The sequence below is a fragment of the Burkholderia cenocepacia genome, from assembly GCF_014211915.1.
Lineage (GTDB): Bacteria > Pseudomonadota > Gammaproteobacteria > Burkholderiales > Burkholderiaceae > Burkholderia > Burkholderia orbicola.
On record NZ_CP060039.1, the window covers coordinates 2,952,752 to 2,967,261 of the forward strand.

General features: G+C 68.5%; 9 protein-coding genes, 1 tRNA gene and 2 pseudogenes. 4 read left to right on the plus strand and 8 right to left on the minus strand.

What is annotated here, in order from left to right; genetic code table 11:
* Window positions 1-11 precede the first annotated feature (11 nt).
* Complete coding sequence (gene argA, locus SY91_RS13980) at window positions 12-1,391, plus strand: amino-acid N-acetyltransferase (protein ID WP_006497806.1); 1,380 nt, start codon at window positions 12-14, stop codon at window positions 1,389-1,391.
* A 53-nt stretch (window positions 1,392-1,444) separates the two neighbouring features.
* Window positions 1,445-1,720 (plus strand): oxidative damage protection protein, encoded by a 276-nt coding sequence (locus tag SY91_RS13985; protein ID WP_006478357.1) that lies wholly within the window; start codon window positions 1,445-1,447, stop codon window positions 1,718-1,720.
* Between the two features lie 225 nt (window positions 1,721-1,945).
* On the opposite strand, the gene SY91_RS13990 is transcribed toward SY91_RS13985, so the two are convergent.
* The 3 genes and pseudogenes from SY91_RS13990 to SY91_RS14000 all read right to left on the minus strand — a co-directional run bounded on the left by SY91_RS13990 (window position 1,946) and on the right by SY91_RS14000 (window position 6,407).
* Window positions 1,946-3,358 carry an MFS transporter gene (locus SY91_RS13990; protein ID WP_023478005.1) on the minus strand — a complete coding sequence of 471 codons (1,413 nt, stop codon included), beginning with the start codon at window positions 3,356-3,358 and terminating at the stop codon, window positions 1,946-1,948.
* Window positions 3,359-3,448: 90 nt separating this feature from the next.
* Window positions 3,449-4,659, minus strand: a pseudogene (locus tag SY91_RS13995) (CaiB/BaiF CoA transferase family protein).
* Entirely contained in the window at window positions 4,656-6,407 is a 1,752-nt protein-coding gene (locus SY91_RS14000; protein ID WP_023478007.1) for an acyl-CoA dehydrogenase family protein, read from the minus strand. The pseudogene SY91_RS13995 and the gene SY91_RS14000 overlap by 4 nt, the downstream one beginning before the upstream one ends.
* 173 nt (window positions 6,408-6,580) lie before the next feature.
* Here SY91_RS14000 and SY91_RS14005 point away from each other — a divergent pair, with 173 nt between their 5' ends.
* Together SY91_RS14005 and SY91_RS14010 are read left to right on the plus strand one after the other, a co-directional pair.
* The gene (locus tag SY91_RS14005) at window positions 6,581-7,483 is read left to right on the plus strand and encodes a LysR family transcriptional regulator (protein ID WP_023478008.1); all 903 of its coding nucleotides are present in this window, start codon (window positions 6,581-6,583) and stop codon (window positions 7,481-7,483) included.
* Between the two features lie 98 nt (window positions 7,484-7,581).
* Window positions 7,582-7,656 (plus strand) — tRNA-Val (locus SY91_RS14010).
* Window positions 7,657-7,771: 115 nt separating this feature from the next.
* Here the strand turns inward: SY91_RS14010 and SY91_RS14015 are convergent.
* From SY91_RS14015 to SY91_RS14035, 5 genes and pseudogenes are all read right to left on the minus strand, one after another.
* Complete coding sequence (locus SY91_RS14015) at window positions 7,772-9,166, minus strand: aspartate aminotransferase family protein (protein WP_185920960.1); 1,395 nt, start codon at window positions 9,164-9,166, stop codon at window positions 7,772-7,774.
* Between the two features lie 28 nt (window positions 9,167-9,194).
* On the minus strand, window positions 9,195-10,532 hold the full coding sequence (locus tag SY91_RS14020; protein WP_011549431.1) for a glutamine synthetase family protein: 1,338 nt from the start codon (window positions 10,530-10,532) through the stop codon (window positions 9,195-9,197).
* The gene (locus tag SY91_RS14025; RefSeq protein ID WP_185920961.1) at window positions 10,517-11,356 is read right to left on the minus strand and encodes a gamma-glutamyl-gamma-aminobutyrate hydrolase family protein; all 840 of its coding nucleotides are present in this window, start codon (window positions 11,354-11,356) and stop codon (window positions 10,517-10,519) included. The genes SY91_RS14020 and SY91_RS14025 overlap by 16 nt, the downstream gene beginning before the upstream one ends.
* Before the next feature lie 729 nt (window positions 11,357-12,085).
* Window positions 12,086-12,883, minus strand: coding sequence for an N-formylglutamate deformylase (gene hutG / locus SY91_RS14030; protein ID WP_185920962.1), 798 nt, complete (start codon window positions 12,881-12,883; stop codon window positions 12,086-12,088).
* Between the two features lie 60 nt (window positions 12,884-12,943).
* A pseudogene (locus SY91_RS14035) lies at window positions 12,944-14,319 on the minus strand (formimidoylglutamate deiminase).
* Between the last annotated feature and the right edge of the window lie 191 nt (window positions 14,320-14,510).

Here is a 14,510-nt window from a genome sequence, read left to right on the forward strand (position 1 = left end):
TAATCCCGCCCATGAATTCCCAAACCGACCTCCCTCCCGCCCAGACCGGCGCCGCGACGCCGCCGGCCGCCGACGATTCGGCCGCCAGCCACGCGCAGTTCGTCGACTGGATGCGCTCCGTCGCGCCCTATATCCACAAGTTCCGCAACAGCACGTTCGTCGTGGGGTTCGGCGGCGAGGTGGTGCAGCAGGGTCTGCTGAATGCGCTCGTCTCCGACATCGCGCTGTTGCAGGCGATGGGCATCCAGATCGTGCTGGTGCACGGCTCGCGGCCGCAGGTCGAGGAGCAGCTGAGCCTGCACGGTGTCGAATCCGAGTTTTCGCACGGGCTGCGCATCACCGATGCGCGCGCGCTCGAATCCGCGAAGGAAGCGGCCGGCGAAGTGCGTCTCGACATCGAGGCCGCGATCAGCCAGGGTCTGCCGAACTCGCCGATGGCGCACGCGCACATCAGCGTCGTGTCCGGCAACTTCGTGACCGCGCGGCCGGTGGGGATTCTCGACGGGGTCGATTTCGCGCACACGGGCATCGTGCGCAAGATCGACGCCGAATCGATCCGTCATTCGCTCGCGAGCCGCAAGCTCGTGCTGCTGTCGCCGCTCGGTTTCTCGCCGACCGGCGAGGCGTTCAACCTGTCGATGGAAGACGTCGCGTCGGCGGCCGCGATCGCGCTGCGCGCCGACAAGATCATCTTCCTCACCGACGGGCCCGGCATCGTCGACGACGAAGGCGAGCTGGTGCGCGAAATGTCGCTCGACGCGGCGGCCGAGCTGCTGGATTCCGGCAACATCCAGGGCGACGACGCGTTCTTCCTGAAGCACTCGATCCGCGCATGCCGCGGCGGCGTGACCCGGGCGCACCTGATCCCGCAGTCGCTCGACGGCAGCATGCTGCTCGAACTGTTCCTGCACGACGGCGTCGGCACGATGATCTCGTACGAGAACCTCGAAAGCCTGCGCGAGGCGACGCCGGACGACGTCGGCGGCATCCTGTCGCTGATCGAGCCGCTCGAGTCCGACGGTACGCTGGTGCGGCGCGGCCGCCACCAGATCGAACGCGACATCGACCACTTCTCGGTGATCGAGCACGATGGCGTGCTGTTCGGCTGCGCAGCGCTGTACCCGTACCAGCAGGAGAAGATCGGCGAGATGGCGTGCCTGACGGTCGCGCCGGAAGCGCAGGGCTCGGGCGACGGCGAACGCCTGCTCAAGCGCATCGAGCAGCGCGCCCGCGCGCGCGGCCTCACGCACATCTTCGTGCTCACGACGCGCACCGAGCACTGGTTCCTCAAGCGCGGCTTCGTCAAGGTCAGCGTCGACGACCTGCCGGAAGACCGCCGCAAACTCTATAACTGGCAGCGCAAGTCGCTCGTGCTGATGAAGCAGCTCTGAGCGCAGGCACGACTGCCCTTCCCCCCAGACACCGATTACAGGAGAAGTACACGATGGCTCGAATGATCCAATGCGCGAAGCTCGGCAAGGAAGCCGAAGGCCTCGATTTCCCGCCGCTGCCGGGCGAACTCGGCAAGCGCATTTACGAGAGCGTCTCGAAGGAAGCGTGGCAAGGCTGGCTCAAGCAGCAAACGATGCTGATCAACGAAAACCGCCTGAACATGGCCGACCCGCGCGCGCGCCAGTACCTGATGAAGCAGACGGAGAAGTACTTCTTCGGCGACGGCGCGGACCAGGCGTCCGGCTACGTGCCGCCGACGGAAGGCTAAGCGACGCTCGACTCGCGACGGCCGGCAGCGCCGATCTCGTCGTGACTTGAAGCAAACGCCCGAACGGCACCGTGGATCGCACGGTGCCGTTTGCTTTTGGGCTGCGTAATCGGAACGAGTCGAGGCTGCGCCACGCGTGCTCGGTCCGACGCGCGATGCCGACGGAGCGCCGAATCACCGAATCGCCGCATCGCCAGCGTGCCGAATCACTCCGGCCTCCCCCGCTCAACCCGCCGGTTTCAACGTGCCGCGATCGTCCGGCTGCGCCGGCTCGCCGACCGGACGATCGGCGCTCGCGCCTTCGGTGCCCCACTCTGCCGCATCGCCACGCTCGGCGCTCGACAGCTCGTCGGCGCGATATCCGGTGCGATTGAGCAGCGCCAGCATGCAAGCGAGCGACACGAGCGCATAGAGCCCCGACGCGATCGCGACGCCGACGATGCTGCCGGTCGCATTGAGAATCGCCTGCGCGAGCACCGGCGTGCCGCCGCCGACGACCAGCGCGCTCAACTGATACGCGAGCGACAGGCCCGTATAGCGGATGTTGGCTGGGAACACGCGGGCGAGCACGCCGCCGACCGCGCCGTAGAACATCGCCGACGGAATCGTCGAGATGCACATGCCCGCGACGGCGACCCAGTACGAACGCGTCGCGAGCGCATGGAACATCACGGGCATCAGCACGATTTCCGGAATCAGGATCCAGCACATCGCGCGTCGCATGTCGACCTTCGACACGAACCACGCGCCGACCGGCTGCATCAGGAATTGCACGACGAGCGAGATCGACAGGATGCCGAGGAACGTGCCCTGCGCGTAACCGAGCTCCTTGGTCGCCCACGACAGCGCGAACGTGCTGCGGAAATACGTGACGTTGATCACCGGCAGCGTGCCGGCCGCGAGCAGCACGACGACCCAGTGGTCGCGCACGACGTCGCGCAGCGGCAGCTTCACCGTGCGCTTGCGCGCGAGCACGCGCTGCATGTCGACCGACTCCTCGAGCCTCAGCCGGATCACCATGCCGATGATCACGAGCACGGCCGACAGCAGGAACGGAATACGCCAGCCCCACATCAGGAACGACGGGGCCGGCAGCGTGCTCAGCGCGAAGAATGCCGCCGTGGCCAGCAGGTTGCCGGTGGGCGAGCCTTGCTGCGCGAACGCCGCATACAGGATGCTGCGATGCTTCGGTGCATTCTCGCTCGCGATCAGCACCGCGCCGCCCCACTCGCCGCCGACCGCGATGCCCTGTAGCACGCGCAGCACGACGAGGCCCGCCGGCGCCCAGACGCCGATCGACGCGTAACCGGGCAGCAGGCCGATGCCGGTCGTCGCGAGCCCCATCATCACCAGCGTGATCACGAGCGCGGTCTTGCGGCCGACGCGATCGCCGAGATGGCCGAACACGATGCCGCCGAGCGGCCGCGCGGCGAAGCCGGCCCAGAACGTGACGAACGCGAGCAGCGTCGCGACGCCGGGGTTCATCGTGCTCGAAAAGAACACCTTGCCGAACACGAGCGCCGCGGCCGTGCCGTAGATGTAGAAGTCGTACCACTCGATCGTGGTGCCGACGAACGCCGCGAGGGCGGCGCGGCCGGGCCGCGGCTGCGCGGCGCTCGGGGATTGCGGACGACTCATCGATGTCTCCATATTGTGATGATCGGGGGCGCGACTCGCGCGCGCCTTTCCCGGGTGGCCGGCATCACGCCGCCGGCCGGCGGCGTCGTGTCAGTCGGGCGGCGACTCGCCGGCGGCCGTCTTCAGCACGCCGGCATCGAGCAGTTGCTGCTGAAGCGCGCGATCGACGCCGAGCCGGTCGAGCACCGCGCGCGTATCGCGCCCGAGCGCGGGCGGCGCCGACCGGTAGGTGGCCGGCGTGCGCGACAGCTTCACCGGCGACGCGGTGCCGCGATACGCGCCGATCTCGACGAACAGGTTGCGATGCAGCGCATGCGGATCGTGCGCGACGTCGGCCACCGTGCGCACCGGCCCGCACGGCACGCCGGCCGCCATCAGGTCGCGCGCGAGCGGCTCGCACGCATGCGCGGCAAGCCGCGCTTCCAGTTCGGCCTTCAGCTCGGGCCGGTGCGCGCAGCGGCTGCGGTTGTCGACGAAGCGCGGATCGTCGGCGAGCGCCGGCGCGCCGAGATGCGCGACGAGCCGCGCGAACTGCCGGTCGTTGCCGACCGCGAGGAAGATCGGCACGGTCGCCGTGCGATAGCTGTCGTACGGCGCGATGTTCGGATGCGCGTTGCCGCTGCGTTCCGGCACGCGGCCCGAGCCGAAGAAGTTCGGCAGGTGCGGATGCAACAGCGACACGCCGCAGTCGTACAGCGCGACGTCGATCGACTGCCCGCGCCCGCTCTTCTCGCGCTCCGCGAGCGCGAGCAGGATGCCGGCGAGCGCGTTGAGCCCCGTGACCATGTCGACGATCGGCAAACCGATGCGGGTCGCGTCGCCGTCGCGTTCGCCGTTCACGCTCATCAGCCCGGCCATCGCCTGGATCACCGCGTCGTAGCCCGGCAGCCCGCCGAGCGGGCCGTCGTCGCCAAAGCCCGTCACCGCGCAGTGGATCAGGCGCGGGAAAAGCGGCTGCAGGTCGCGTGCGTAGTCCATCCCCAGCGCGCAAGCGTGCCCGGCTTGAAATTCTCCACGAGCACGTCGGCTTCTTCGAGCAGGCGCCACAGGATCGCGCGCCCTTCGTCGTGCGACAGGTCGAGCGCGAGCCCCTCCTTGTTGCGGTTCACGCCCATGAAATACCACGCCGTGTCGCCGAGGAACGGCGGCCCCCAGCCGCGCGTCTCGTCGCCGGCGGGCGGCTCGATCTTGATCACCGTCGCACCGTGGTCGGCGAGCGCCTGCGTGCAGTACGGGCCGCCGAGCACCCGGCTCAGGTCGACGACCTTCAGGCCGTCCAGTGCGCCACGCGTCGTGTTCATCGCTCGACCTCCGGCAGCAGGTCGAGCGCCATGTCGAGCGCGACCGGCAGGCCACGCAGCAGCGCATCGGACGCGGCCGATTCGTCGTCGCGCGGGGCCGGCGCGAGCGGATCGACCGGCAGCAGCTTGTGCCGCACGATCAGGTGCGCGAGCGCGAGACGCCGGAAATCCGGCGCGAGCCGTGCGCCTTCGCAGGCCATCAGCACGGCCGCGCTCGCGTAGTACAGCGCGGACGCGGCCTGCCGCACGCGCGCGTCGTCGCCTTCCCCGGCCACCCTCGCAAGTGCATCGCATGCCCGTACGAGGATGCGCCGCAGCGCCGTGCGGCTCGCCTCGGGCAGCGGCGCCGCGCCCAGACGATCGCCGAGGAACGTCCGCAGCGCGTCGAGCGCATGCTCGCGCTGCGCGGCACGCGCGACGTCGAGTGCGACGATGTTGCTCGTGCCTTCCCAGATCGAACCGAGATGCGCGTCGCGTACGAGCCGCGCATCGCTCCATTCCTCGATATAGCCGGTGCCACCGCGCACTTCCATCGCGTCGCCCGTCACGCGGCGCGCGTCGCGGCAGGCGCGGAACTTGATCAGCGGCGTCAGGATCCGCACGCAGCGCGCGGCCTGCTCGTCGCCCGCGTCGGCCTGCGGCAGCAGCAGCGCGATCTGCATGAACATCGCGCGCGCGGCCTCGGCCGGCAGCAGCATCTTCATCAACTGGCGCTGCATCAGCGGCATCTCGATCAGCTTGCGGCCGAACGCCTCGCGATGCGCGGCGACGTGCAGCGCTTCGTTCAGCGCGCGCCGCATCAGCCCCGCCGCGCGCACGCCGTTCGACAGCCGCGACATGTTGATCATGTCGGCCATCTGGTGAAAGCCGCGACCGATCTCGCCGATCAGGTACGCCTGCGCACCTTCGAGCGCGATCTCGCCGCTGGCCATCGAACGGCTGCCGAGCTTGTCCTTCAGGCGCACGATCCGGTAGCGGTTGCGCGTGCCGTCCGGGAGTGTCTTCGGCAGCAGGAACAGCGCGAGGCCCTTGATGCCGTCCGGCGCGCCGTCGGGCCGCGCGAGCACCATCGCGAGATCGGCGTCCGCGTTCGAGCAGAACCACTTGTCGCCGGTCAGCCGCCAGACGGTCTCGCCGTGCGCGTCGGTTTCGCTGGTCGCGCGCGTCGCGATACGGCCGACGTCGGAGCCGGCCGCCTGCTCGGTCATGAACATCGCGCCTTGGTACAGCGTATCGAAGTCGCGCGAGGCGAGCCGCGGCAGGTAGCGCGCGACGAGCGCGGGATCGCCGAAGCGGCGCAGCGTGCGCGTCAGCGAATCGGTCATGCTGACCGGGCAGCACAGCCCGAATTCCGCCTGCACGAACAGGAACGTCAGCGCGTACTTGACGAGCGGCGGCACGGTTTCGGCGCTGTGGCTCAGTGATGCGAGCCCGAGCTCCGCATACGCGACGCGTTCGAGCGCGACGTACGCCGGGTCCTTGTCGATCCGCTGCACGGCCTCGCCGCGCCGGTTGCGATGCTCGAGCACGGGCGGATGCTTGTCCGCGCGCGACGCCCATTCGTCGAGTTCGCCCGACACGCGCGCGCCGAGCGCGTGCAACCGCGGCTCGAGTTCGGCATAGTGCGCGTCGCCGAGATGCAGCTTCAGCAACGCGCCGAGATCGGGATCGACGGTGAAGAAATTGATGCCCCGGGTATCGGGAATATTGGATGCGCCGGTGTCCGGCGTGCGAGCGGTGTCGTTCATGCGTGCGTCTCCTGGGTTGCCTGCGCGGCGACCAGGCCATGCGCCGCAGCGCCCGGCCGGTCCTGCGTCAAGCCTCCCGCAGAGCGTAGGCGCGCGATCGATAAGCGTCCAATACAGGATTTGTCCGGTACGATAGATATCGCTTATCGATGCCGACGCCGGGAGGAGACACCATGGAACTGAGGCAGTTGCGCTACTTCGTGGCGGTGGCGGAGGAGCTGCATTTCGGGCGCGCGGCGACGCGCCTGTTCATCTCGCAGCCGGCGCTGAGTTTCGACATCCGCAAGTTCGAGGACGCGCTCGGCGTGCAGTTGTTCTCGCGCACCAACAAGACGGTCGCGCTGACCAACGCGGGCGAGGTGCTGCTCGGCGAAGCGCGCCGGCTGCTGCTGCAGGCGGACGAAGCCGAGCGCCTGACGGTGCGCTCCGCGTCGGGGCTCGCCGGCCGGCTGCGGATCGGCTTCGTCCACTCGATGCTGTATCGCGGGCTGCCCGATGCCGTGCGGCGCTTCGAGGCCGACTATCCGGGCGTCGAGGTCGTGCTGAGCGAGATGAACACGCACGCGCAGGTGCAGGCGATCCAGCGCGGCCAGATCGATCTCGGCTATGCGCACTGGGGCCACTTCCCGCCCGAGGTCGAATCGGTGCTCGTCTATGCGGAGCCGTTCGTGTGCTGCCTGCCGGCCGCGCATCCGCTCGCGCGGCGCAGGCAGGTCGCGCTCGCCACGCTCGCGACCGAACCGTTCATCCTGTTTCCGCGCGACGCCGCGCCGCACTATCACGACCTGATCATCGCGCAGTGCGTGAACGCGGGATTCAGTCCGCTGATCCGCCACGAGGCGCGGCTGTGGCAGACGATCCTGTCGATGATCGAGTTCGGGATGGGCATCGCGCTGGTGCCGCGCGTGCTGCAGCAGGCGAAAAGCGATCGGCTCGTGTTCCTGCCGCTGAAGGATGCGTCGCTCGAATCGCGTACGCTCGCGCTGAAACGCAGCGGCACCGCCGAACCGGTGGCGCTGCGCTTTGCCGGCTACGTACGCGCGTCGATCGATGCGCTGCCCGCGCTGGCGGGCTGAGCGCGCGGCTCGCGAACCGGTGCTTGCGGCTATTTGAAAAAATTTGCAGAAAGGGCTTTACGAGCCCCAAAATCTCTGACATAATTTGATTCTTCTTTGGGCGGTTAGCTCAGCGGTAGAGCACTGCCTTCACACGGCAGGGGTCACTGGTTCGATCCCAGTACCGCCCACCAAAGAATTCAAGGGCCTGCGTCTCACGACGCAGGCCCTTTTCGTTTTGGCGTCGCGCGTGCCCTGCGCGACGCGGGCGCCACGTCATTCGACGCCACGCCGCACGCAGGAACCGGCTTACCGTGCGCGCCCCACCCGCTCCGCCGTCGCGTCGAACGCGCGCTTCGCCTTGTCGACGATCTCGTCGACCTCCGCCTCGCGAATCACGAGCGGCGGCGACAGCAGCATCCGGTCGCCGGTCGCGCGCATGATCAGGTTGCCGTTGAAGCAGAAGTCGCGGCAGATCGTGCCGATATCGACGTCCGCGCCGAAGCGCTCGCGCCGGCTCCGGTCGCGCGCCAGTTGAACGCCGGCGACCAGCCCCGCTCCCGCAATCTCCCCGACGATCGGATGGTCGCCCAGCACGTCACGCAGCCGACGCTGGAAATACGGCCCGATGTCGGTCTTCACCCGCTCGACGATCCCCTCGTCGCGCAGCAGCTTCAGGTTCGCGACCGCGACGGCCGCCGCCACCGGGTGACCCGAGTACGTGAGGCCGTGATTGAATTCGCCGTTGTCGATGATCGGGCGCGCGACGCGCTCGTGAATGCCCACGGCACCCATCGGCACGTAGCCCGACGTGAGGCCCTTCGCCATCGTGATCAGGTCCGGCTCGAAGCCGAAGTGCTGGTGCGCGAACCATTCGCCGGTGCGCCCGAAGCCGCCGATCACTTCGTCGGCGACCAGCAGGATGTCGTACTTGCGGCAGATCCGCTGGATTTCCGGCCAGTACGTCGACGGCGGGAAGATCACGCCGCCCGCGCCCTGGAACGGTTCGCCGATGAACGCCGCGACGTTCTCCGCGCCGAGTTCGAGAATCTTCGCTTCGAGCTGCTGCGCACGCGCGAGGCCGAATGCTTCGGGCGTCTCGCCTGCTTGCGCTTCGCCGAAGAAATACGGCTGGTCGATGTGCACGATGTGCTCGACCTTCGACGGCATCTGCTCGTGCATGTAGCCCATCCCGCCGAGCGTGCCGCCTGCGATCGTCGAGCCGTGGTAACCGTTCTTGCGCGAGATCACGACCTTCTTCTGCGGCTTGCCCTGCACGCGCCAGTATTGATGCACGAGACGCAGCACGGTGTCGTTGCCTTCCGAGCCGCTGTTGCAATAGAAGAAGTGGTTGAAGCCGGCGGGCGTCACTTCCGCGAGCATCGCGGAAAGCTCGATCACCGGCGGGTGCGTGGTCTTGAAGAACGTGTTGTAGAACGGCAGTTCCTGGATCTGGCGATAGGCGGCGTCGGCGAGCTCCTTGCGACCGTAGCCGACGTTCACGCACCAGAGGCCGGCCATCCCGTCGATCACCTTGTTGCCGTCCGAGTCCCACAGGTAGACGCCGTCGGCCTTCACGATCACGCGGCTGCCGGCGCGGTTGAGCGCGCCCATGTCGGAGAACGGGTGGATGTGGTGGGCGGCGTCGAGCGCGCGAAAATCGGCGGTCGAGCGCGGCGGAAAAGCTTCGTTTCGATCGGTCATGTTTTCTCCGTCAAACAGCCCCGCACGCTTACACGTGCAGCAGCAAATGCCTGCGTTCCCACGAGCTGATCACGCGGAAGAACGCTTCGTATTCGGTTTCCTTCAACGCCAGGTAAGCCTTCACGAACTTGTCGCCGAGGATGCCGGCGAGCGGCTCGCACGCGGCCATCAGCGAGATCCCTTCCTCGAGGTTGCGCGGCAGCTGGTACGGCAGGTCGTAGCCGTCCGATGCGATCGGCTCCGTCGGCGCGAGCTGTTGCGTCATGCCGAGATAGCCGGCGGCGAGCGTCGCCGCGAACGCGAGGTACGGGTTGCAGTCGACGCCCGGAATCCGGTTCTCGATGCGGCGCGCGACGGGGCTCGACTGCGGAATGCGAAAGCCCACCGTGCGGTTGTCATAGCCCCACTGCACGTTGATCGGCGCGGCCATGAAACGCGACAGGCGGCGGTACGAATTGATGTACGGCGCGAAGATCGGCATCAGCGCCGGCGTGTACTTCTGCAGCCCCGCCAGATAGCTGCGGAACAGCGGCGACACCGCGCCGTTTTCGTCGGCGAACAGATTGCGCCCGGTGCGCATGTCCGCGAGGCTCTGATGAATGTGCATCGCGGAACCCGGCTCGTTTTCCATCGGCTTGGCCATGAACGTCGCGTACATGTTGTGACGCAATGCGGCCTCGCGCACCGTGCGCTTGAACAGGAACACCTGGTCGGCCAGCGGCAGCGCGTCGCCATGCACGAAGTTGATCTCCATCTGCGCGGCGCCGACTTCGTGAATCAGCGTCTCGATATCGAGCCCCTGCATTTCGCAGTACTCGTAGATGTCCTCGAACAGCGGATCGAACTCGTTGACGGCCTCGATCGAATACGACTGGCGGCCCGTTTCCGCCCGCCCCGTGCGGCCGACGGGCGGACGCAGCGGCAAATCGGGATCGGCGTTCATGTCGACCAGATAAAACTCGAGCTCGGGCGCGACCACGGGTTTCCAGCCCTTCGCCTCGTACAGGTCGAGCACGCGGCGCAGCACGTAGCGCGGCGAGATCTCGACCGGCGAGCCGTCGAAATGCACGCAATCGTGGATCACCTGCGCGGTCGGATCGACCGCCCACGGGATCAGGCAGATCGTCGACGGATCGGGCACGCACACCATGTCGGGATCGGTCACGCCGGTCAGCGTGCCGTCCTCCGGATAGTCGCCGGTGACGGTCTGCACCATCACGGCCTGCGGCAGGCGCATCGATTCGCCGGATTCGAATTTGTTGCGCGGAATGATCTTGCCGCGCGCGATGCCGGCCATGTCGGGAATGATCGCCTCGACTTCGGTGATGCGGTGCTGTCGCAGGAATTCGCTCAGTTCGGGTTGCATGATCGGCCTCGTTGGTCGATGTCGATGTCGGATGCGGCCGGCGACGGTATCGCGCCGCCGGCAGCATGCATGCGGTGCGCCATGCGCGCGCGGCACGCCACGCCGAATGCCGCGAAGATGTCGCGCGACAGCGGCTGCTCCGCGTAGCGCCATTCGGGATGCCACTGCACGCCCAGCGCGAATGCACGCGCGCCGCGCACGCTGACGGCCTCGACCAGCCCGTCGGGCGCGCTCGCCTCGACGGCGAGCCCGGCGCCCAGACGCGCGATGCCCTGCTCGTGCAGTGAATTGACCGTCGCCTCGTGCGCGCCGCGCGCGACCCGCTGCAGCAGGCCGCCCGGCGCGAGCTGCACGACGTGCGCGGGACCGTACTGCCGTTCGAGCGGGTCGGCCGGCCGTTCGCGATGGTCGTCGAAACCGGTCGTCGCATGCAGCCGCTGATGCAGCGTGCCGCCGTACGCGACGTTCAGCTCCTGCATGCCGCGGCAGATCGCGAGCACCGGCACGCCCGCGTCGATCGCCGCGCGAATCAGCGGCAACGCGGTCGCGTCGCGCGCCGGATCGTGCAGCGTGTCGGGCGCGCTGGCGGCGCCGCCGTAACGATGCGGCTCGACGTTCGAATAGCTGCCGGTCAACAGCAGCCCGTCGATTGCCGCGACGATCGCGTCGGCCGGCTGCCGCGCGCCGAGCGCGGGCAGCACGAACGCCAGCGCACCGGCGCCGTCGACGACGGCGGCGAGGTACTTCTCACCCGCCGTGTGGTTCGGATGGGCGCCGCGCAGGATGCGGTCCGCGGTGACGGCTACGATCGGTCGTGCGCGCATCGACGTCTCTCCGGTAATGGCGCGCGACACGCTAGCGCGCGCAACGATGCAGGTTTGCGGCTACGCCGCACATGCGCGCAATCGCGCAGCGCCGGCGCAGGCGCGATCCTGCCGCCCGAATGCCGCGGCAACCGGCGGTACGGCCCGGGACGGTAGCGGAAAGGGGCGCTAGGGCAACAACGATGCGCTGCCGTCGCACTGCACCGCGCTGCACAGGTGCGCGGTCACGAGATTGAAGCGGCGCGTGCCGCAATGGGAAATGGCGAAGAAGCGAGGCTCGCGTAACGGGGCGGCGCGCGTGCCGCGATCAGCATGCCGGTTCGGCCCGGCCTGAGGCGGCGCGCCCGCCGACGGACTTCGCGTCCGGCGTATCGAAGGGCTGGCGGCTTTCACGATCGTACTCGACTGACTGATGGAGGCAGGACACGTGTCGCAATGCCGCGTGGCGACACGTCAGCAAGATGTCTCGCAGCGCATTCCGGCGCAGTCCGGCCATCGTCGATGGCCTCGCCGCCGGCGCGCGCGTGACGACTTCCTGACATTCAGCTTATATCACTTAAAAATTGCGTCAAATTTTCAGGGGTCGATGACGACATCGGTCAGACGAAAAAAACGGCATCGATCGCGCCGGATCGACGCCGTTTTGTGCATTGCGTCGGCTTGCCTGCTACGTGCCGACGGGGCGGAGCGCACTGCCCCGCCGCGGTGCCGCATGGAGGCGGCCCGGGCTCAACGATGCGCGAGCGCGGTTTCGACGAGTGTCTGCAGCAGCGGCACGATCCGCGCTGCACGCGCTTCGTCGTAGGCGTACGGACGCGTCTCTTCCATGTAGGTGATCTGCGACAGTTCGAGCTGCACGGCCTCGACGCCGGTATCGGGCACGCCATAGTGACGCGTGATGTAGCCGCCCTTGAAACGCCCGTTCGCGACGGCCGTATAGCCGCCGTGCGCGAGCACGCGCGCGGCCAGCGCTTCCGCGAGACCGGGCGCCGCACTCGCGCCGCTCGACGTGCCGAAGTTGAAGTCCGGCAGGCGGCCGTCGAAGAAGCGCGGCACGTGCGAGCGAATCGAATGCGCTTCCCACACGAGCACGCGGCCGTGTTCGCCCTTCAGGCGCGCGATCTCGCGTTGCAGTGCGTCGTGATACGGCAGCCAGTAGCGATCGCGGCGACGCATGATCTCGTCGTTGCCGGGCAGCGCGTCGGCCGGATACAGCGGCGCCTTGTCGAACGTATCGACCGGCACGAGCCCCGTCGTGTCCTGCCCCGGATACAGGTTCTCGTTGTCGGGCGGACGGTTCAGGTCGACGACGTAACGCGCATGCGACGGCACGAGGATCGATGCGCCGAGATCGGCCGCGAAGCCGTACAGCCGCTCGAGATGCCAGTCGCAATCGTCGACGAAGCGCGCGTCGGGCGTCATCGTCGCGGCGATGTCGTCGGGGATGTGCGTGCCTGCGTGCGGAATCGAGATCAGCAGCGGCAGCGTGCCCTGCTTCAGCGTGAATACAGCCGGTTGTTCAGTCATGTCGCCTCACCGTAAGAGTCGGCCGGCGCACGCACGCCGCGTGCGCCGGTTGCCGCGCGTTCAGCGCAGCAGTTGCGCCAGCGCGGCGCGGTAGTCGGCATACGCGGCGGCTTCGTCGCGATGGCGGCGGCCGCTCACGACGCGCTCGCCGCCCGTGTAGACGTCGAGCACCGGCGTCTCGCCGTGCTCGGCGAACACGATGCCCGACAGCCATGCGGCGCTGTCGTGTTCGGCGATCGCCGGATGATCGGGATCGAGCACGAGCCAGTCGGCGCGGCAGCCTGCGCGCAGCGCACCGATGCGCCGCCCGCTCGCCTGCGCGCCGCCCGCGAGCGACGCATCGAACAGGCGATCGGCGACGTGCGCCTGCGTGTCGCTCGCCAGCACGTTGCGCGCGCGGTGCACGAGCCGCTGCCCGTATTCGAGCAGGCGCAGCTCCGAGCGCCAGTCGACCGACGCGTGGCTGTCCGAGCCGATGCCGATCACGCCGCCCTGCGCGAGGTAGTCGACGGCCGGAAATACGCCGTCGCCGAGGTTCGCTTCGGTCGTCAGGCACAGGCCCGCGACCGCGCGACGCTTCGCGAGCGCCGCCGTCTCGGCCGCGTCGACGTGCGTCGCATGCACGAGGCACCAGCGCGCATCGACGTCGAAGCGATCAAGCAGCCATTGCACGGGGCGTGCGCCGTAGGCGCGCACGCAGTCGTCGACTTCGGCCGTCTGCTCGGCGATGTGGATATGCACCGGTGCATCGCCGGGCAACCCTTCGAGCAGCACACGCAGCCCGTTCTCGGACACCGCGCGCAGCGAGTGCGGCGCGACGCCATAGCGCAGCCCGCCATGTTCCGGCGCCACGCGACGCATCGCGTCGAGCAGTTCGAGCACGCCGTCGGGCGTGTTGATGAAGCGGCGCTGGTCGTCGCGCGGCGGCTTGTCGCCGAAGCCGGCGAACTGGTACGACACCGGCAGCATCGTGATGCCGATGCCGGCCGCGCGCGCGGCGTCGATCACGCGCGTGCCGAGCTCCGCGATCTGCGGATAGCGCGAGCCGTCCTGCGCGTGATGCACGTAATGGAATTCGCACACCGACGTGTAGCCGCACTTGAGCATCTCGACATACAGCCAGCGCGCGATCGCCGCGAGCGCGTCGGGCGTGATCTTCAGCGCGAAGCGGTACATCAGGTCGCGCCAGCTCCAGAAGCTGTCGGCGGGATTCGCGCGGTATTCGGTGAGCCCGCCATCGCGCGCTGGAACGCGTGCGAATGCAGGTTCGGCATGCCGGGCAGCACCGGCCCGACCGCGCGCGCGACGCCTGCCGGCGCATCGGTGTCGGGTGTCACGTCGGTCAGCGTGCCGGTGGCGTCCCAGCGCAGCAGCACGTTGCGGCGCCAGCCCTCGGGCAGATAGGCATGGTCCGCGAACAACAGGGTGTCGGTCATTGCGTGTCCTCATCGACCGGATCGAGCGCTTGAGCAATCCCGTCCGGCCCGGTGCCGCAGCCGGCAGGCGCGAGCGCGTCGCGCCAGCGCCAGCCTTGCGGCGATCGACCGGAGTGCGCCCGTTGCGCACCGGCTCCGGTCCCCTGCAAAGCGTCGGCCGGACCCGGTACGTCACGTACCGAGCCCGGTCC